Source organism: Catenovulum agarivorans YM01 (genome assembly GCF_000281085.1).
Taxonomy (GTDB): domain Bacteria; phylum Pseudomonadota; class Gammaproteobacteria; order Enterobacterales; family Alteromonadaceae; genus Catenovulum; species Catenovulum agarivorans.
This window is the reverse complement of the sequence record NZ_JH767522.1, coordinates 311,324-331,528: the sequence shown is the minus strand read 5'-3', so window position 1 is coordinate 331,528 and position 20,205 is coordinate 311,324. Positions and strand designations below refer to the sequence as shown.

General features: G+C 40.3%; 19 protein-coding genes. 11 read left to right on the top strand and 8 right to left on the bottom strand.

Features of this window, described 5'->3' with window-relative positions:
- Window positions 1-38 precede the first annotated feature (38 nt).
- From WSC_RS0104125 to WSC_RS0104095, 7 genes are all read left to right on the top strand, one after another.
- Window positions 39-1,301: a UPF0149 family protein gene (locus WSC_RS0104125; RefSeq protein WP_016954643.1), complete on the top strand. Its 1,263-nt coding sequence runs from the start codon at window positions 39-41 to the stop codon at window positions 1,299-1,301.
- A 93-nt stretch (window positions 1,302-1,394) separates the two neighbouring features.
- Window positions 1,395-1,637: a DUF3297 family protein gene (locus tag WSC_RS0104120; RefSeq protein ID WP_016954642.1), complete on the top strand. Its 243-nt coding sequence runs from the start codon at window positions 1,395-1,397 to the stop codon at window positions 1,635-1,637.
- 140 nt (window positions 1,638-1,777) lie between these two features.
- On the top strand, window positions 1,778-2,419 hold the full coding sequence (locus WSC_RS0104115) for a hypothetical protein (protein WP_016954641.1): 642 nt from the start codon (window positions 1,778-1,780) through the stop codon (window positions 2,417-2,419).
- A gap of 1 nt (window position 2,420) precedes the next feature.
- Entirely contained in the window at window positions 2,421-2,978 is a 558-nt protein-coding gene (locus WSC_RS0104110) for a hypothetical protein (RefSeq protein WP_040393821.1), read from the top strand.
- A gap of 139 nt (window positions 2,979-3,117) precedes the next feature.
- A complete protein-coding gene (locus WSC_RS0104105) occupies window positions 3,118-4,509 on the top strand; it encodes a serpin family protein (protein ID WP_016954639.1) in 1,392 nt (463 codons plus the stop codon).
- Window positions 4,510-4,602: 93 nt separating this feature from the next.
- Window positions 4,603-5,091: an RNA polymerase sigma factor gene (locus WSC_RS0104100; protein ID WP_016954638.1), complete on the top strand. Its 489-nt coding sequence runs from the start codon at window positions 4,603-4,605 to the stop codon at window positions 5,089-5,091.
- Window positions 5,092-5,106: 15 nt separating this feature from the next.
- On the top strand, window positions 5,107-5,748 hold the full coding sequence (locus WSC_RS0104095) for a hypothetical protein (protein ID WP_016954637.1): 642 nt from the start codon (window positions 5,107-5,109) through the stop codon (window positions 5,746-5,748).
- Window positions 5,749-5,820: 72 nt separating this feature from the next.
- On the opposite strand, the gene WSC_RS0104090 is transcribed toward WSC_RS0104095, so the two are convergent.
- The 6 genes from WSC_RS0104090 to WSC_RS0104065 form a co-directional block, all read right to left on the bottom strand.
- Window positions 5,821-6,783: a calcium/sodium antiporter gene (locus tag WSC_RS0104090; protein WP_016954636.1), complete on the bottom strand. Its 963-nt coding sequence runs from the start codon at window positions 6,781-6,783 to the stop codon at window positions 5,821-5,823.
- A 61-nt stretch (window positions 6,784-6,844) separates the two neighbouring features.
- Window positions 6,845-8,362 carry a PepSY domain-containing protein gene (locus WSC_RS0104085; RefSeq protein ID WP_016954635.1) on the bottom strand — a complete coding sequence of 506 codons (1,518 nt, stop codon included), beginning with the start codon at window positions 8,360-8,362 and terminating at the stop codon, window positions 6,845-6,847.
- Window positions 8,350-10,470: a TonB-dependent receptor gene (locus WSC_RS0104080; RefSeq protein ID WP_016954634.1), complete on the bottom strand. Its 2,121-nt coding sequence runs from the start codon at window positions 10,468-10,470 to the stop codon at window positions 8,350-8,352. The genes WSC_RS0104085 and WSC_RS0104080 overlap by 13 nt, the downstream gene beginning before the upstream one ends.
- Window positions 10,471-10,538: 68 nt before the next feature.
- Window positions 10,539-10,955, bottom strand: a complete 417-nt coding sequence (locus WSC_RS21830; RefSeq protein WP_016954633.1) for a hypothetical protein — start codon at window positions 10,953-10,955, stop codon at window positions 10,539-10,541.
- A 95-nt stretch (window positions 10,956-11,050) separates the two neighbouring features.
- Window positions 11,051-12,313: a GGDEF domain-containing protein gene (locus tag WSC_RS23935; RefSeq protein ID WP_016954632.1), complete on the bottom strand. Its 1,263-nt coding sequence runs from the start codon at window positions 12,311-12,313 to the stop codon at window positions 11,051-11,053.
- Window positions 12,314-12,481: 168 nt separating this feature from the next.
- Entirely contained in the window at window positions 12,482-12,946 is a 465-nt protein-coding gene (locus WSC_RS0104065; protein ID WP_016954631.1) for an EVE domain-containing protein, read from the bottom strand.
- Between the two features lie 121 nt (window positions 12,947-13,067).
- Here WSC_RS0104065 and WSC_RS0104060 point away from each other — a divergent pair, with 121 nt between their 5' ends.
- Together WSC_RS0104060 and WSC_RS23930 are read left to right on the top strand one after the other, a co-directional pair.
- Entirely contained in the window at window positions 13,068-13,733 is a 666-nt protein-coding gene (locus WSC_RS0104060; protein WP_040393923.1) for a class I SAM-dependent methyltransferase, read from the top strand.
- A 35-nt stretch (window positions 13,734-13,768) separates the two neighbouring features.
- On the top strand, window positions 13,769-15,916 hold the full coding sequence (locus WSC_RS23930) for an ATP-binding protein (protein ID WP_016954629.1): 2,148 nt from the start codon (window positions 13,769-13,771) through the stop codon (window positions 15,914-15,916).
- Between the two features lie 181 nt (window positions 15,917-16,097).
- Here WSC_RS23930 and WSC_RS0104050 read toward each other — a convergent pair whose 3' ends face one another.
- Both WSC_RS0104050 and WSC_RS0104045 read right to left on the bottom strand, forming a co-directional pair.
- Window positions 16,098-17,624 (bottom strand): glycoside hydrolase family 13 protein, encoded by a 1,527-nt coding sequence (locus WSC_RS0104050; protein WP_016954628.1) that lies wholly within the window; start codon window positions 17,622-17,624, stop codon window positions 16,098-16,100.
- Window positions 17,625-17,652: 28 nt separating this feature from the next.
- Window positions 17,653-18,060, bottom strand: a complete 408-nt coding sequence (locus WSC_RS0104045; RefSeq protein ID WP_016954627.1) for a helix-turn-helix domain-containing protein — start codon at window positions 18,058-18,060, stop codon at window positions 17,653-17,655.
- Between the two features lie 179 nt (window positions 18,061-18,239).
- Here WSC_RS0104045 and WSC_RS0104040 point away from each other — a divergent pair, with 179 nt between their 5' ends.
- Window positions 18,240-19,139 carry an aldo/keto reductase gene (locus WSC_RS0104040; RefSeq protein WP_016954626.1) on the top strand — a complete coding sequence of 300 codons (900 nt, stop codon included), beginning with the start codon at window positions 18,240-18,242 and terminating at the stop codon, window positions 19,137-19,139.
- 119 nt (window positions 19,140-19,258) lie between these two features.
- Window positions 19,259-20,179, top strand: coding sequence for a DUF2279 domain-containing protein (locus WSC_RS0104035; RefSeq protein ID WP_016954625.1), 921 nt, complete (start codon window positions 19,259-19,261; stop codon window positions 20,177-20,179).
- The last annotated feature ends 26 nt before the right edge of the window (window positions 20,180-20,205 follow it).

Genomic DNA, 20,205 nt, shown 5'->3' with positions numbered 1-20,205 from the left:
CATTAGCGCAATTTTTATGTTCAATCAGGTTTTTCATTGTGCAACCCTTAAGCAAACAACAAATTCGCGCGCAAGTTATTAAACTGGCGAAATTTTCTGATAAACAACCTGATTATTATTATATCCAAGGGTATTTATTGGGATTGGGGGTTAACCCAGGCATGGTGATGCCGAATCAATGGTACGGCGATTTGTTTGGTGAATTTAATTTTGAATCACAAGAAGATACACAGTTAATTAATGCCTTGATGCAGCTGTATAACTTGCAAATGCAAAGCATAATGCAGGAGCAAATTAAGCTGCCAACTCAGTGTGCGCTATCTAAAAATAACTACGAAGAAGCATTAGCTGCTAATAAGCCGTTACCGAATTGGACAAAAGGCATGTTGCAAGCGTTAAAGTTAATCGATAAGACCTCGCTCAATTCAAAGCAAAAAAGTGAGCTTAAAGAATTAACTGGCGCATTAAAAATATTCCAAGGCCTTAAACAGGCGCGCAAAGAAATAGACAGCGAGCGCATGTTTGTTGATATTTTACTGCATCATAAAAAATACTTATCTACTTATATCCACAACACCATTTTTGCAATGCGTTTTGATGAAGATGCACAGCCCAACTCTAATTTCGATGCCAACATGTATGACGAACCTGAATATACAGAGCAAGAGCAGCAAGAAATGGACGAGCTTAATGAGATGGTCGATATCTTATTAAACGATGATTCACCTGCGATTCGTGAGGCGATTAGTGGGGTAATCGATTTATTTGTCCAAAGTTTTGGTGAAGGTTTTATTGAAGAAAACAAAGGACACTTTTGGTTAATTCAAGATACTCGTGCTTATATGATGTTGCGCGCACGTCGTGCTGAGTTTGCTTTTAGTGAAAAGCGCTACCAAGCTTGTGCGGATGAATTAGCTGAGCTGTTAGAGCTGAACCCAAATGATAATCAAGCCAACAGATACCGCTTGCTAAATTGTTATGTGCTGTTACAGCAATGGGATAAGGTACAAACTCTATTAACGCGTTTTGACGAGCAATCTGCGTTTACTTTGGCAACCCAAGCTTTGATGTTATTTGCCCAGCAGCAAGACAGTAAACAAGCGCGCGATGCGAAAAATCAACTGAAAAAATACAATAAATACATAGAAAAATTTTTAACTGGCCAAGCCAAAATGCCCAAAGAAAATCCGCATGTGTTTGGTTTGGGTGATAAAAATGAAGCTATTTATTATTTGATCTTTGGCGGTAAACAAGCTTGGCAAAGTGTGTCTGGCTCATTATTTTGGCTAAGGCGCAAATAACCAATGTGTGCGCATAAAGCATTGTTATATTCTAGTGACTTAGGTATACAATAACGCACTTTTATTTTTCAGTTTTACTTTTAGGTTTCTAAAATGAGTGATAACAAACCAGCATTACCAGACCGTTTAGCCAGTGATTCACGTAGCAAATTTTTTGTTAAAGAATGTTTTGAACACGAAATTGGCATTCGTTTAAACGGCAAAGAGCGCAACAATGTTGAAGAATACTGCATCAGCGAAGGTTGGGTAAAGGTACCATCACCAAAAGCGTTAGACCGCCGTGGCCAGCCTTTGTTGATTAAATTAAAAGGCACTGTTGAAGCGTTTTACAAGTAACTCCGTTTGTGCATATTAACTTTATAGCCAAAGATACGGGTTATTCACATCTGTAAGTGTTAGCGGTTTACTCTGCTGGATTAATTGGATAGTATCAAAAATACTATAAGATTTTATCTAGCAGTATAGGCCATAAGTATATGAAAACACTCGTACCTTCAGTAAGTGTATTAACCATGTTGTGTGCTTTTACCATTCAAGCAGCTGATAGCACTCAAGCGGAAGAAACGCGCAATATCACCAAAGACCTCACCATAACTCAAACCATAATCAGTCAAAATTCGGTAAAAGAGCAAGGCTCTGGTTTAGAGTTGTGCAATGCCTCCGACACTAGCTGGCAATCTAACTTTAATTTAGATGAAAGCACAGGTGTCATGTTGTCGACTTTTACCACAGGTGCAGCTGGCGAATATACCGATGTGTATGCTAATCGAGACGATGAAAGGCCTAATGGACAGTATCTAGGTGCGATTAAGGCTAAAGTAACAGATGATTTTGGAGCGACTTCAACTTTTGTTGGTAGGTTCAATTCTCAACAGGTTGGTCAGGAACTTTCAGGCACAGTTAGGTTTCAAAATGAAACAGGTTGTGAGCATGTGGCCAAGATTGTTGGAAAACTAAAAGTTCCGTTCGAAAACCTAGAGGTGCAACAAGAAGGCAAAGATATATTTGGTGAAGTTTATGTTTGGTTGATGAGTATGGCTAGAGAAAGGTTTAATGGAGTAGATACCAGCCAAAGTAAAGTGTTTAGCAAAACAGCATCTATTGGGCCAAGAGGGTAGTATGATGAAAAAACTAACACGTGTTATTGTTGTATGTTTAACGCTTATCTCTAGCCATTTGTTTGCAGCAGACCAAGTTGAAATTAAATACTATGGCTTTGAAACTTCACCCGCCGATTCGCAAAATACAGCTTCGGTTAGGTTCAATAACTTTTCAGTAGAGTATGCAACAACTATTGTTCCTTTGCTGTTTGAAGGTGAATTGGCAAGCAATGAAATCGCAGTATATTTTAATGGTTCTTTGGTAGAAGTTTATTCTGATTTGGCCGATATACACAATGCGACTAGTCAATTTCTGGTTGACACTACCTATGTGCAAGGGCAACAGGCCGATCTTGAATTTCGTTTAACCAACAATGGCAACGAGCCTTCACTGCTAGCATTTCCCCACGATGTGGAGAACATCTCTGTATTGGAGCAGCAAGTGAGTTTTGGCAGCCCTAAAGATAATGCTTCCGAAGATGAAAGTTCTGGTGGGTCTACGCCGTTCGCATTTATCTGTTTTTGTTTGGTCGTTTGTTTGTATAGAAACAGATTTGCTGGCACATGGCTCAAGTGATGCTCGAGTGGGGTTAGGGAGCTTATCCCTAACCCAAGCACTCATTGTGTGACTGAGTTAATTTAAATGGTAGTACTAAATAAGGATAATATAGGGCATAATTTAACCTATCTCTAAAAGTTCCTATGGAAATGGACTTATGTTTTTTCGCTATTTCTTCATTGCTATTCTATTTGTAGCTCAGTTGGGCTGTAAAGGAAGCGACAGCCAGCCGATTGAAGAACAAAATATCACCTTAGCGCAAACTGATGTTCAACCTGCTGTTCGTGTTAATGCAGAGCAACTAATCCAGTTTAATCAGGCCGTTAACAGCGCACTCTTACAAAGTTTTAGCAACAGCATTAGCTCTGAAACAAACGTTCACTACGCCGCTTGGAGTCGCTTAAAACAATTACACTTTTTATCAGTCGCTGCTCAGCCTAAAGATGTGTATTGGCAACTACCTTTATTAGCTGACGTTGAGCTAGCAGATTATGCGCCCTACCTAACGGGTTATTTTGAGCAGTTTGAACAATCAGCATACTTAACGAGCAATCAATTACATTGGTTGGCTCTGCAAGCTAATTACCCTTACAAGTTCAGCTTTCAGCAGGATGTTTACAATTATTTGGGTGATAGTGAAGTAATTGATTTTTATACGGATCCCGAAAATGCACTTAAGCTAAAAAATGCAAAATTAGCTGAATTGTTCCACTTTTATCAGCCTAATTTAATCACCACTATTGCTACACGCTTGTACTGGTTGGATAGCTTTGAGTTATCTCTGTCGCTAACCGATACTTTTTCAGTAACACCGTTAACAGATCGCATTTTTAAAAATAGCGCCAATGATTATTGGAGAATCGCAACCCTTGAGATTGGCGGCGATATGCAGTTATTTGAACAAGATGGTGTAAAAATAGTTAACCTGTTGCCAACTAACTCCGAGTGGAAAATATTGGTGGTGCAAACCAGCCCATATAAATTTGCTTCGGTCAGAAACAATTTAACCCAATGGTTGGCTGACTTTAAGCAGAATAATAGTTTGCAATCTACCTCTATTGAGATCCCGCACACTAACTTTTCAAGTGATTATTGGTCTAACTTAAACTTTGCGATGGAGTCATCTATTCTAGATGAAGAAGAAGGGTTTGGTGACAACAATAGAATCACCACCGAAAACTTAACTTATGCAGACTTTGCTGGCGAGCAAGCTCTGTCTATTGAAGATGATAAACTAACCTATAGTTTTGCATTGGAAACAAGTTTAACTGAGTTAAAAAATGTCGACTATTTTAATTCAAACGGGTCAGATATTAATTTCAGTTCAGTTGCTATTTCTGTAATTGGAGGTTGCAGTGGCCCTTCTTCTTACGAAGTGGATATTACCAGTACTTTATTTGTATTAATGAAGAATGATGCTGTGCTGAGTTTAAGCCAGTTTGACGTATCCGATGGTGAGCCATTACCGATTTGTTTTGGCGGTCCTACCCTTATTCCGTCCGGAGAACTGACATTTCCTAATGTAACAGCCCATGAATCAGATTATTAGAATGTTAGTGATAAATAATTTGAACTAGCCTGTAATAAACTTAACCGTCCAACCACTAACCAGTCATAACATAATTTAGGATATTACTTTTTTATGGGTAGTGACTTTTATCTGCAATACATTTTGCCGCATGCGGGCATCATCATCAAAATCTGTCGGGCTTATACCAATAGCCAAGCAGATTTTGAAGATTATTACCAAGAAGTTTGCCTGCAAATTTGGCGCAGCAAAGACAATTTTAATCAGCAATGTCAGTGGCCTACTTGGATTTACCGCATTTCGCTTAATGTCTGTTTAACTTATCTCAAACAAAGCAAAAACGGCGATAAACATATTGTTTCTGACTCTTTGCCTGATGAGGTTATCGACGACAGCAAAGCCTTTGCCAATGACGAAATTAACTTGTTGTACAACGCGATTAAACATCTTTCCGAAACAGATAGAGCGGTAATTTTGCTGTATTTGGAAGAGAAAACCTATGAAGAAATTGCCGACATTATTGGGAGCAATAGCAACAATATAGGTGTGCGCATTACGCGAATTAAAAGCAGATTAACCAAATTTATTAATCAACTAGATTAACTAGAGGGTGGGATAATGAGTAAATCAATTGAACAAATGTGGAAAGAAGGTTTTGTAAACGAAACGCAACTAACTGCGCCAAAAATTAACGACTTGTATAACCGAAAATCGCAAAATATAGTCGATAAATTACAGCAGATGTTTGCGTTAAACATTAAAGCCATTATAGGCGGCAGCTTAGTGGCACTGCTTATGTTTAGTCTGATCGGTGCGCCTTTTTTGGGTTTGTATATTTGCCTTTTGCTTGTGCCACTGGTGATTATTGCTAAAAAAGAGCTGCGAAATTCACATCAATTATCTAAAGGGCAGAGCAGTTATGACTACATCATGAGTTTTAATGCTTGGCTGCAACACTCCATTGCTGTGTATGCGCGCTATTACAAATTTTTCTATCCATTACTCTTTATTGGCATGGCGGCACAAGCTTTGGTAAGCGATGCCGGTGGAAAAATAATTGGTTTGATCGTGAATATATGGCCAACTGAATTATTGCTCTGGGGTGTACCTTATTATCTGCTGCTAATTATTGTGGGGATAATCCTGATTGTCACTCGATTTTCAGATGCTTTATATAGGTTAGATCTTAATATTATTTATGGTCGCCAGTTCAAAAAATTAGAGGAATTGATTGCGGATATGCAAGAACTGCGGCAGTAACGGCAGCAGAGTTTCGAGTGATTATGGGGCTAGAGCAAAACTTGAGCTAGCCCGCCTGTATACAGTTCTTAATTAGCCACCGAATATGCTAAAGCTCAACCAAATATACACACAATAACCAATTAGCAGCATAGCACCTTCAGCTCGGTTTAAACGGTGTCCACTGAGCAATAAAAACAGTAGCAGTATAGATGTACCAAGCATCACCCATTGGTCAAACTGCAATATTCTTTGATGAACAGGTAGTGGTTGCAGCAAAGCCGATAACCCAAGAATACCGAGTAAATTAAAAATATTGCTGCCGAGTATGTTGCCAACTGCCACATCAGCATGTTTGCGAATCGCCGCTATAACAGATATTGAAAGCTCCGGAAGCGATGTGCCAACGGCAACAAGGGTTAAGCCGATAACCGACTCTGGCACTTCAAAGTAGCTTGCAATACCTGTTGCGCCAATCAAGAGTACTTGTGAACCTGCAATCAACAATACTAAACCTAAGCTCACAGCTGTCACTGTCCACAGGGTTGATTTGTTACCTATTGATACTTCTTCTGCTTCAGCTTGATGCAGTTCTGCAGAAGGGGCTGCCTGGTATTTTTCACTCCAATATGCCCAAACGAGATAGGCAATGAGCAAAGTTAAGAATAACACGCCATCACCATGCCCTAATGCACTGCCGCCGACTAAAATTGGGAATAAGGCGCTGGCCGCTACCATAGTTACGGCATCGCGTCTCAGCGCTAATGGTTTTACTACCAAGGGGGTGATAACTGCACATAACCCAAGAATTAATAGGATGTTACCAATATTGCTGCCGACAACATTACCAATTGCAATATCAGGTTGGCCTTCGAGGGCTGCATTTACTGACACCACTAATTCGGGCGAAGAGGTGCCAAAACCAACGATAACCAGCCCGCTGAGTAACGGAGAAACTTTGAGTCGGTTTGCTGTCGCCAAAGAGCCTTTAATCAAGGCCTCACCACCTAGGGTGAGCATAGCAATACCAACAAAGAGAAATAGTAAATCCAACATAGTTTAACCGCGCCTCAATAACGCACTTTAGATAGACTTAGTTTAAAACACTTTAATCAATTTATCGCTGTTTTCGCTTTAACAATCCCATTCGCTCAAGCTGTAACTTCAAGCCAAAATAAGTTAATACAACTGAGAAAAAGATAAAGGCAACAATAAAATAATCGCGCACTTCCCGGCCAGTTAAGGGGACTAAAAAGTTCCATTTATGCAGCATAGAAAAAGATAGCGACTCTAAGCGTGAACTTGCAGTACTGGCATCGGCTAATACACCCGACTGGCTATCAATAAACAATTGAGTTTTATCCGCGTCATTTAAACTAACGCGCCAAACGGGCAGGCGTTTATTTCTAAAGTCATAACCCATACCAAAAAAACGTACTACTTGGGCATCAGTCGCTGTGGCGGATTCGCTGTATTGTTCGGCTAACCACATGGCGTATTCTTTATCGTTAAAGTCGGTTAAGGCTTGGCCGGTTTTTCCATCAAAATAAACGACCTTAGTTTCTTGGCTAATGCCTTTATATTTATCTTCTTTAGTTAACGCTTTGTTTTGTTGTGCGCCTTCAGCTTGATAAGACAAGCGTAAAACTGGCGTGGTTTTGCTGCTTTGTTCATTGCTGGGTGCGGCAATTAAATTGAGCGAATTTACCTGACTGCTTTGTTGAATTTGTGCCAATACTAAATTTATTGCTTGTTCAGACACGGGTGTTTGCGGCAGGTCTGTGCTGAGTTTTAATCCAGCTCTGGCTGGTGCATATTCAGCGGTTAATAAATGATAAAAGCCACTAAAACTCCACATAAATAATGGGATAACAACTAAGTAAGCGCTTGCTCTATGTAGCTTGTTGTGCGCTGGCATTCTGCGCCATGAGCGATTAATTAAATATATTAACCCAGACACACTCATAGCCAATAACGCCAACATTAGATAGCCAATAATCAGCACTCTAAATGGCCCAGTAAATTCTAACCAATTCCAAGTATGTAAAGCGCGAAAAATACTTTGCAACATGATGCGGGTATCGTTCGTCAGTGACGCTAATGTATTGGTTTCTGTGTAAATAAAGGCAATATGGCCAGCGTCATCGTTATAACGAATACGATATACAGGCAATAAGCGATTAACCCAAGGGTATTCAGCGCTAAACTCATTAATAAATTCAACTTGCTCAATTTGTTCAGCGGGTAAACCTGAATAATAACCGGCTAACCAAATGGCTTGTTGTTTATCTTGCTCTGCTATTCGCGCACCTGTGGTTAAATCAAAATACTGGCGTGGTTGATTTTGCTCATAGGTGGCTTGCAACAAAGCGCCGTTTTCGCTGGCAACTACTTTTACTAAACTGGCTGATTGCTGGCTTGTTTGGGTTAACAAATTGCTGGTGGTTTGCACATCGTAATCTATTTGCTTAACAACAGGTGCGCGAAAGTTTACTGGTTGTGGGCCCACCCAAGTCATTAACGGGTGGGTAAAGCCACTAATTAACCAAACAAAACAGGCAAACAAAGCAGGCCACAAGAAAAACTTGTGCGCCCAGTTGGCAAAGTGATTTGTGCTGCGTTTTAAAATTGCCATGTTGCCCCCACATAAATGCTGCGCGGCGTACCTGGGCGGTAGCCTAAGTTTGGATTGCCCACTTGGTTGCTGGTGTACACGCTATATAACTTGTCGGTTAAGTTGATAATGCGCAAATACACTTGCCAGTTTGCATTGATTTGATAGTGATTGCGCCAGTTCACTAACGTATGGCCATCATAGGTTTGGGTATTGGTTTCGTCGGTAAAATATTCACCCAAGTGTTCAACTTCCAGCTCGCTGCTAAAGCCTTGTAGCCAAGTCGGCTGGTATTTAACCGTTAAATTGGCCATTTCTGCTGGTGCTTTGCCCACCTTAAAACCTGCATAGTTGCGGTTTTCTTTTTTGAATCCACCACAAGCTGGGCTAAAACATTGGAATAAATAAGCAAAGTCTTGGTAATACTGATTAGTGATGGCGATGGATGTCGACAAAGACCACTCATCAGTTAATTTACCTTGAATGGCTGCTTCAAAACCTAAATGACGGCTTTCGCCAGCATTGGTCACTATGCGATCACTGCCGCTGATCACGCTGACAATATCGTTTGATTTTTGCAAGTCGTACACGGCTAATTCGTATAACCAATCTTTTGCTAACTGGCCACGTAAACCAAGTTCAAAACTGTCTGCTTCGGTTGGTTGTAAGTTTTCACTGCCTTGTGAACTGCCCGGCCTGAATAAACTACCAATTGAAGGTGCAACAAAAGCGTTGCGGTAGTTAAAGTAGGCAGTGTGATCCGCGGCTAAGCGATACAACAAACTAAATTTAGGGCTAGTGTGTTGATAACTTTTGGTTTGTGATTGTGGTCGTAGATGGCTAGTGTCTTCTGCCTGGGCTGTTAAATTGTCGGTATAGTCAACTTCAAACGAGTCATAACGCACACCAGCGGTTAAGCGCCAATTGTCGGTTAAATCCCACTCTGTATGTAAATAAGGTGATATTGATGTTTGCGTCGCGCTAAAGTCGTAATTAAATTGGCCTGTGCGGCTGTAATCAGTATAAATATCATCTTGTTTAGTTAAGCTGATTTGCTCTTCAACATAGTCAGACGGGGTAACGTCTGTATCTAAACCAACGATCACTGTGCCTTGATTGACGTGCTGACGATATTTGAGCATTAACCCGTAAGATTCAAACTGGTAATCACGTATATTCGGATCATAAGTAATCATCCAACTTGGCATCATTTGCATTGAGTTGTTGCGATAATAAGGCACTGCACTCACCAGTGTTTGTTCATTAACATACCAAGATATATCGGAAGAAAAACGCAATGCGGATACCTCACGATAACCAATGTCACCATGGTAAGCGTTAAAAGTTGAACGCGCTTTGTACAGGCTTTCGCTTAAATCTGAGGTCCCACTTTGTTGGATGTCGGATGCGGTTAATAAGGTTTTGACGCTGAGGTTATCAGACAAATTACTATCAACACGCGCCGTAACAGAGTAACGTGAATAGTCAGCGGCATCTCGAAAACCTTGGTTGTCAGTTAAGTTGATATCAAGCTTGCCTGCATGTTGTTTATTTATCTTATCACCGAAACTAACCAACAAACGCTGCCAGTCATTTTTACCTAATTCAAGATTGGTTTTTAACAAGGTTTGTTGTGGTGCAGCTGCGGTTAAAACGTTAATCACCCCGCCTATTGCATCACTACCGTATAAAGCTGAACCTGGGCCTTTAACCACTTCTAAACGGCCTGCTTGTGGCATATTAATTTCGTACAAAGCATTGTGGTTAAAAAAGCCAGTTGGGCGAATGGGTAAACCGTCTTCTAAAAATAGATAGACTGCTGATGTGGTGATGGGTTGGCGAATCGACGACATGTGGCCTTCACCACCCAAATTATTGATATGTACACCTGCAAGGCGATTAAGCGCTTCAGCTGGGTGTGATGCGCCAATGTTTTCTAACGCTTGCTGCGACAATAAACTAATTGATTCAGCAACATCTTGTTTGCTTTGTGCTTCGCGCGTACCTGTTACCACTATGGTGTCTTGGTTTTGTTCAGCTAAATTTTGTTGTGTTGTTGTATTGGCATGTGCGCCAAATTGACCACATAACACCGCAGCAATCGGTGCTAGATAGAAACGAGTTTGCATAAAATTGTCCGTTTAATTTTCGAATAAAGATAAACACTGCCTAAAGTTAGGCGGCAAAAAGTTAAAAATTAAACGAAAGCGGGTGGTGCGCGTGATAGGTTAGGGCGGTAGTTAAAAGTGCGATAAGCTTGTTGATATAAGCGAGTTTGCAAAGCTTGATACTGGGTAAAACTCACTTTGGCAGTTACTGAAATATCAGCATGATACGCAGGCTCGGCTAATAAACCCCAACTACAATCTATTTGTTTTAATTCAGTTGGTGCATCTTGTGGTGGTTCTACAAATACAAGTTGCCCTGCAGATTGAGTGGCGGATAAGGAAATCCATTGAAATTGTGCACCGGTACAAATTAGTACAGTGTCATCATTAGCATATTGTTGTGCTTGTTGGCTGTGAACGCTGGCAACAAAAGGTTGCAACAAGCTGCTCAACAGCAGGCTAGCTAAAGCCATACAACAAATAAATTTAATGGTTAAAGTGCGCAAGGATTAACTTGGTTAATTCAGTTAGTGCTTCAAATTATAGTAATAAAAACAAAATACACAACGAATCATCCGCTGATTTTAGCTGATGTTAAATATCACAGCCTTAGACCTACAACTTGTTGATTGTGTATTGGTTTTGTTTCACCCGTTTCAACTCTATTACGCCCATTGTGTTTAGCTTGATACAGCGCAAAATCGGCTTGTTTAAACCAAACATCTATATCATCACTATCTAACATAGCCACACCAAAACTAGCAGTGATCACATGGTTGTTAATAATGCGGGTTTTTTCAATTTGCTCGCGTATCCGCTCAGCTAGAGCACAAGCTGCTTGCAAGTTAAACACTGGCGTTATCACAATCATTTCTTCACCGCCCCAGCGTGCGATAGTGTCTTCGGCTCTAAGCTGTTGTTGAATGGTACGTGCGACATTTTTTAACGCTTCATCACCGACATCATGGCCGTAATTGTCATTAATTTTTTTGAAGTGGTCTATGTCAATTAGGATCATAGCATAAGCTTGCGAGCCATCTAAATAAGCCCTAATGGCGCGTTCATACACGCTGGATAAACCTTTGCGGTTAAGCAAGCCGGTTAGCTCGTCGTATAAAGCTAAGTTTTCAAAGTGACTTGCTTGCGCCAACAATTGGCGATTGAGTTTGTTTAAGCTGGCATTTTTCTTATTTTGCAAACGCAACTTTTCGAGCGAGTTAAAGGTAATGCCGATCAAATGTAAAAATACAATTACACCCCAAACAATAATAATTGAAAGGTAGAGCTTATTGGTTGCTATCCATTTGCCGGTAAATTTAATTGAATGAAGTTTTATTTTTACCTTGCGATCATCGCCTGCATCGCCAGTTAATACTTGAATAAAGTTAATTTTTTCTAACGCTTTGGATACGTCTACCCCAGCTTTATGGTGATAAAACGCACTCCAAGCTGGCATATCAAATTTACTTAGTGGTATACGGACGCTTTGCCTGCCAGGTTGAGGATAATGATAATGAACAAATTGCAAATTACGCGTCTCTTTTTCGCCTTGTTCATTGGTCGCATCATGTTGGTTGATTAAAAATATCGCGATATTGTCCATGGATGTGCTGTTATGTTCTATATCCAGTTCCAAATATTGATATTCATCTGTATGAACATACACGCTGTTGGTCCAATCATAAACTGGGATAAATACCCCACAATAGGCATGAGCAATTAAGCCTGTTTTAATTTCACATTCAAAATCAAAGTATTGAGATTGTGGATAATATTTAGCTTTAGATTGACCACCTTGAGCATTGTCGGTAATCAGTTCTGGTTTGGTCTTATCTGTTGGTTTAACCTGCCAAACGTTATCCATAGCTAACCCGTGCCACAATAATATGGCCACAGTTAGGCTGAAAAGGGTGATATAAGCTAATTCTATTTTTCTGAAAATCAAGAAAACCACGTTTGACCAGTCGGCTTTAGTTTATTGAATATAGTTCAATTTTATTAAAATAGACAAGCAGTTGCCGAGTCCTGCTAATTAATTTTTTACCTTAGAGAGCAGTAATTGCCATTCTTCTGCTATTACGGGCATTATCGAAAGCCTATGACCTTTTTTTACTAAACCTAGCTGAGTAATTTGAGGCATTTTTTTAATCTCTTTCAGCGATAAAACCTCGTTGAATTTTTGCTTGAATTTGATATCCACCGCAATCCATCTTGGGTTTTCTGTGGTTGATTTAGGGTCGTAGTATTTTGATTCAGGGTTGAACTGGGTTGGATCTGGATAAGCTTCTTGAACAACTTCTGCAAGCCCTGCTATACCGATATTTTTACAGCTCGAATGGTAAATAAACAGCAAATCACCGGTTTTTACTTGGTCGCGCAAAAAGTTGCGCGCTTGATAGTTACGCACACCGTCCCACATTTCGGTTTGACTTGGCCGCGACTCTAAATGGTCTATGCCGAATACATCGGGTTCTGTTTTAAATAGCCAGTAGTTCATGGTTGTTTTATGTTGAATATATCAATACGGCTAAGCATAGATATTTAGTGGTTATCTCGCAAGCTATCAATTGTTATGGTTTTATAGTAAAAACAGGGTAATTTGTGATGCTGGTTTTATTATGTCGACTGAAATTGAAAATTGCTCTTGCCCCTTGTGTTGTTCGCTAGATACGCATTTTTACCATCAAGATAAACTCCGTAGTTATTTGCAGTGTAGTCACTGCAAATTAGTCTTTGTGCCACAACAATTCCACTTATCCGCACAAGCTGAAAAAGCTGAATACGATAAACACGATAACTCGTATGCCGACCAAGGGTATCAAAGGTTTTTATCAAGAACTTGGACGCCTTTAAAAACAAGGTTAAAACGCCAATTCACTGAAGCTATTCAAGGGTTAGACTTTGGTTGCGGCGAAGGTGCTGTGTTAAGCAAAATGGCTCAAGCTGACGGTTTTAACATGCGCAACTACGACTTATATTATTTCCCACAAACTGAGGTTTTACAGCAAAAGTATCAATTTATTAGCGCAACTGAAGTGATTGAGCATATCGCCGATGCTCATAATGTTTGGCTGTTGTTGGATAGGCTGCTCGACCAAAAGGGTGTGCTAGCTGTTATGACCAAGAGGGTATTGCGTGCGCAGGCATTTGCCAATTGGCATTATAAAAACGATTTAACCCATGTTTGTTTCTATTCAGAATTTACCTTTGCTTATTTAGCGTCTAAATTTAATTGGACGTTTGAAATAATAGACAAAGATGTGGTGTTTTTAATCAAGGCATAAAAGATTAAAACATCAATAGGTAGATAAATTGCGCTATGAAGCCATCTGCAAAAACAGTCTTCAGAGATTTAATTATCCACAAAGCTATGAGCATAATGGTGATATTTTCTATCCCTGCTGCTTTATTGGCTGTTATTCGCTTACGTTTTATAGAAATCGATTTAGTGAATATTATCCAATTGATTTTTGTTGGAGCTTTTTGGGTTGTTTATTGGCTGCGGGATAATCTAGCTTATTCCATTAAAGCGCATAGTTTAATTTGGTTAATGTTCCTAATTGCTTTTACCGGCCTAATTCGTTTTGGTGTGATGGGCTCTGCAGGCGTAACTTCTCTATTTTGTTTGTATTTGGTCTCGATTTTTTGGGGATACAAACGTGCCTATATTTTTTTAGCCTTGTTTACTTTCGGATATTTTATATCTGCAGTTTTTTTGCAGCTCGGTTGGACGCGGTTAGATTTAGATTATTCACAAGTGCAGGTTATGTATATTGCTTGGGTGCTTGAAGCATTTATGTTGTGCTGTTTTGGTGCTGCAATTATTTTGCTCAATGGCCTGCAAATTAGTCACTTTGGCTCGGCGTTGCGCTCAGCGGATGCAACAATAGAAACGCAAAATCAGCAATTATTAAAGTCTAATGAAGAGCTAAACTATGCCGCTGATTTTTTGCAATTAGTGCTCGACCATATTCCGGTGCGAGTGTTTTGGAAAGATAAACAACTCAAATATTTGGGATGCAACAAAGCTTTTGCGTCTGATGCCAATTTAGAGTCACCAAGCGACCTTATTGGTCAAAATGATTATCAACAAGTGTGGCGTGATCAAGCAGACGCATATCGTGCAGATGATGCCGTCGTTATCCAAAATGGTTCCTCTAAGATTAATTTTATTGAACGGCAAACCCGCCAAGATGGTTCAGTCGCTTGGGTGCGAACCAGTAAAATAGCTTTGCATGATAGTAAAGGCGAAGTGGTTGGTGTGCTCGGAACTTACGAAGATATCACAGTACAAAAACTGGCGGACCAAGAGCTGCAACAAGCCAAAACCAAAGCTGAAGCTGCCAATTTCGCCAAATCACAGTTTTTAGCCAATATGTCACATGAAATTCGCACACCACTAAATGGCGTAATTGGCATGACACAGCTGTGTTTACAAACCGAATTGAACCAGCAGCAACAAGATTATTTAAGCAAAGTGTCTATGTCGGCACGTTCTTTACTGGCCATTATCAATGATGTGTTAGATTTTTCTAAAATTGAAGCAGGCAAACTAGAAATTGAACATATCGAGTTTACCCTGACGGATATTTATAAGCAGATAGAAGCTACTCATAGTTATATTGCTAAAGAAAAAGGACTTACTTTTGACGTGAAAAAATGTCAGCTGAAAGATAGAACTTTAATAGGTGATCCTTTACGAATTATCCAAATTATTAATAACTTGTGTGCCAATGCGATTAAATTTACCCAGCAGGGTATGGTGATTGTTTTTTCTGATTTAATCGAACAAAAAGATAAATCTTACCAATTACATATGCAGGTTTACGACACAGGCGTTGGTATAGACAAAGCTGTGCAAGACAAGTTGTTTACTGCATTTGAACAAGCCGATAAGTCAACCAGCAGAAAATTTGGCGGCACAGGTTTAGGTTTAGCTATATCGAAGCGCTTGGCGCAAATGATGGGTGGAGGTTTAACTTTTACCAGCAGTATTGGACGCGGTTCTACTTTTGAATTTTTTATTCCAATAACATTGAAAACAGAACAAACCAAAAAAACACAAGATACAGAGACGAATACTCGACCTAATTTAGCTGGGTATAGAGTGTTGGTGGCGGAAGACAACGAGATTAATCAAGAAGTGGTGAAAGCTATGTTGCATGACACTCACGCGGAAATTACTTTTGTTGAAGATGGTTTAGATGCTGTACGCGAGTGCCAGAATAATCTACCAGATTTGGTATTGATGGATATTCAAATGCCCAATTTAGATGGTGTTAGTGCAACTAAAGCTATCCGTGAATTTGCCCCGAGATTACCTATTATTGCCCTCACCGCCAACGTCATGACTCACGAAGTTGGCGATTACCTTGCAGCAGGCATGACAGAATGCATAGCTAAACCGATAAATTTAGAAGAATTTTATCGAGTGTTGGGTAAATATGCTAAGTCAATATCAAGCTAGTAGCTCTGTTAGTTAGCACCCTGCTTTTACGCGGTTGTGATGTTGGCTATGAGTCTATTTGCATGCTAATTTTCTAAAACTTCACAAGGCAGGAAGCCTTGTGTGAGCGACCAGGGACGGTGGAAAGCGTTTTTAGAAAATTATGCTGCAAATGGGCTCTGTTGCACTAATCAAGCAGCGCTTAACGAACCCGTTTATAAGTGGTATATCCATGTGTTGCACTGGTATCGGCCTTTAAAAGCGCAGCACTATTGGCGGGTAGTGAAACTTTAATTACGCCCGCTTTTATATAAATGGCTTCGCTAATGTTGCCGAGTAAATCAAACATACCACCCATATTCATTAGCTTTGAATTGGTTAACATTAAATACTCAGTTATTGGCTGATCATTTGGATTAACGACTACAAAAACACTGTCGGCAACTTTGTCGGTAAAACGCTCGAACGCGACTAAATTTTTACTGATAATTGGCCGGAATTCACCCACTTTTAATGCAATATTCTCTTTGCGCAATTGAATAAGTTGTTTGTGCCATTGGTAGGTTGGATTGTCGTCTGTGAGTAAATCCCAGCGCATTGGCGCGCGCATTTCCGGATCGTCTCCACCTGTCATGCCCAACTCAGAGCCATAATAAACCGTTGGTGAACCGGGAAAGGTAAAGTGTAAAACTTGTGCAAGTTGCTGTTTGGCTGAGTCTGGTAACAGGTTAGGCAAACGGGCAGTATCGTGGTTATCTAATACCAACCAAGATTTTAATAAATTATCGACACCTGCATCCTCGACCATTTTTGCTAACATATTATTGGCTGCATCTGGTGCTATTGTGCCTTCACATACATGCCAAAAAATTTCTCGTGCGGTAAAGTTCATCACGCCATCCACACTTGGAAACCATTGCTGTGGATAACACCAAATTTCGCCAACAATAAGCGCGTCTTGTTTAACCGTTTGAGCCGATGCTTTTAACTCAGCTAAATAGTCAAAACCAATATCGTGGGCAACATCTAAACGCCAACCGTCTATGCCTTCGGCTAGGTAAGATTGCACTACTGAATCTTTGCTCAACCAAATATGCTCACGTACAGCTTGGTTTTCTAAATTAAGCTCGGGCAAGTTCACCGCATTACTCCATGACCTATGCCCTGCTGGATAGTCTGGATTAAAATCAAACCAAGTTCGATACGGGCTAGTTTTATCCGCAGCTGCTTGTTGAAAAATCGGTGCATTTTGTCCCATATGATTAAACACCCCGTCTAACACAATTTTCATACCTTTGGCATGAGTTGCTTGGGTGAGGTTTTTAACATCTTGGCGGTCGCCAAATTCAGGCGAAACTTGCTGGAAATCTAAACTGTCGTATTTGTGATTGGTGTAAGCCAAATGAATAGGGTTTAAATACAGAATGTCTGCGCCTAGCTCGGCAATATAATCCAGCTTGCTTTGTAAACTGGCTAAATCGCCACCCCAAAATTCAATTTCATGGCTCCACAAACCTTGATCTTCAAGGTAGTGGCCGTGTTTGGGTGTGTCTTGCCAACTTTTAAGCTTTTTTGGCGCTGGGTATAAATCCTGTTTGTTAGCTAAATTAGCGGCAGGGGCAAATCTATCAACCAATACCTGATAAACAATCGCACCGCAGCGCCAATCGTTTTGGCGTTGTTTTATGCTTTCGGTTAGCTGTTGTTCACAAGTATTGATGTTTGGCATGGTTTTATCCGTTAATTAATGTTTGTGATTAATTCTGTTCTTTGCTCGCGGCTAGCTGCAAAAAGCGCTCCGCGGCGGCTTGGTCTAAATATCCATCGTGTTTTTTGTGTGTGCGTAAATATTGGTATGCCGAAACCATTTTGGTCAATTGTTGCAACTGTGGATCATCTAAATTTTTTTGATAAACAATTTTAAACGCCAGTTTTGCTGCTTCTGAATCTACCACTTCAGCGTGGCGATATAAATATCCACAACCCGTAGCTAAATATTCTAGTGAACAATTGGCGCGCTCGGCTATTTGGTTAGCTTTGGCTAAACTTGGTTCACTGCCGTTTAAATATTTGCGGATCAGTGCTTCATTTAAACCAACGCGGCGGGCAAAACCGCTGACGCTTTCTTCGCCAATTAGGTCTTTTAACCTAGCTGCAAAGCTCATATCTATTACCTCTGTGTTTGTTGTGTGCAGCTAGATTTTATCATGCTCTAGCTGCTCAACGACTGGCTATTTTTTAACTTGCGAACTATAGTTCGAAAACACTTCGAACTATAGTTGTTGATTGCTCATTCCGCCATTAGCATATTTGCCGGTTCGATTTTCACTTTTAGAGGTTTTATATGCGCCGTATTCAGCTTGCCGACAATTTTACTTTTTCGCAGTTTATTCAAGGCTACTGGCGATTGCTCGATTGGGACTTAACCCCAGTACAATTGGTCAACTTTGCTAAACAGCATATAGAGCTGGGTGTGACTACGATAGATCACGCTGATATTTATGGTGATTACGAATGCGAAGCTGCGTTTGGCCAGGCTTTGAAATTGGCACCAGAGTTGCGTCAGCAAATTGAGTTGGTGACAAAGTGTGATATTAAATTGGTGTCAGATAAAAGCCCACAGCGTCAAATTGGCCATTACGACACTTCGGCTGCACATATCTTAGCTTCGGTTGATGCTTCGCTCACTAACTTAAACACAGACTATATTGATGTGCTGCTGTTGCATCGTCCAGATCCACTTATGAATGCGGACGAAGTTGCCGAGGCGTTTAATCAATTGCAACAAGCTGGCAAAGTGCGCCATTTTGGTGTGTCTAACTTTACACCCATGCAGTTTGATTTGTTGCAATCGCGCTTAAGCAATAAGCTAGTAACCAATCAAGTTGAGTTTAACCCAATGAATATGCAATGCAGTGCAGATGGTACTTTTGAGCACTTACAAATGCACAAGGTTGCTCCTATGATTTGGTCTTGTTTAGCTGGTGGACGCATTTTTGGTGAAGACAGCGCACAAGCGAATCGAGTACGAGCCACCCTTACACAAATTGCTGAAGAAGTTGGCGCGGGTATCGACCAAGTTATCTATGCTTGGGTGCTGAAAATGCCATGTAATCCACTGCCTATTATCGGCTCTGGTAATATCAAACGTATTCAAACTGCAGTCGAGTCATCAGCAATAAAATTAACCAATGAACAATGGTTTAGAGTTTGGGTTGCATCAAACGGACACAATGTGCCGTAAATTGTGCTGTTAATTGTTATTAAAAGTACAATTTATTGATTTTATTATCCCACTCATAGAAAATTGCGCGCTTATTTAAGCAGCCCACACAGGGGCAATTTATTAGGGTGGGATACCTATTGTTCAGTTACACTCGTTATTTATCAATTTTATTGTTAGTTGTTTCAAGCTTTTCAGCAAACGCCGCACAGCAAGCCGCATTAAATTCTTCTGAAAAATTACCAGCAAGCATAGCGCCTGATTATCAAAGTTTTTGGCATGCCGCCGAAGAAAATTGGTTCGAACTTGGTTTGGTATTTAGTGGCATAACTTACCTAGGGTTAAAAGAGTGGCAATGGGGCAGCTCCAGCTTTAAATTTAACGACGAAGGTTGGTTTGGCATGGACACCGGCAGCGGTGGCGCCGACAAACTTGGCCATTTATATTCTAGTTACGTAATGACAGAATATTTAGCACATAACATGATGGACAAAGGTTATAGCGCAGAATCTTCCGCCTTATATAGTGCTTCCGCTGCATGGGCTTTAATGCTGTATGTTGAAGTATTTGATGGTTACTCAGCTGACCATGGTTTTAGTTATGAAGATTTAATTGCCAATAGTTTAGGCGCAGGCGTATCTTATTTAAAAACCGTTTACCCAGACACTTGGGGTGATACGCTCGACTTACGCATTGAATATACACCTTCTAAAGGTATGAAAGGTTTTCATCCGGTTACTGATTATTCTGGGATGAAATATATGGCTGTTGCTAAACTAAATGGTATTGATGCGCTGAAAAATACCCCACTGAAATATTTCGAGTTGCAGTTAGGTTATTTCAGCCGAGGTTTTAGCAAAGATGATCGCCCATATACTGATTTTCGTAGCACTGAAACCTTTGTTGGTATTAGTATTAACTTAGACGAGTTACTGTTTAACCCATATCAAAAACAATTGGGGAAAGTAGGCAAGTACTTACAAACAGCCACGCATTATCTGCAAGTGCCGGGCATTAGTTTACGCAGCGACATTCATAAACGTCGTAAGCAGGTCAACTAACCTGAGCTTGGGTGAATCAATTTAAC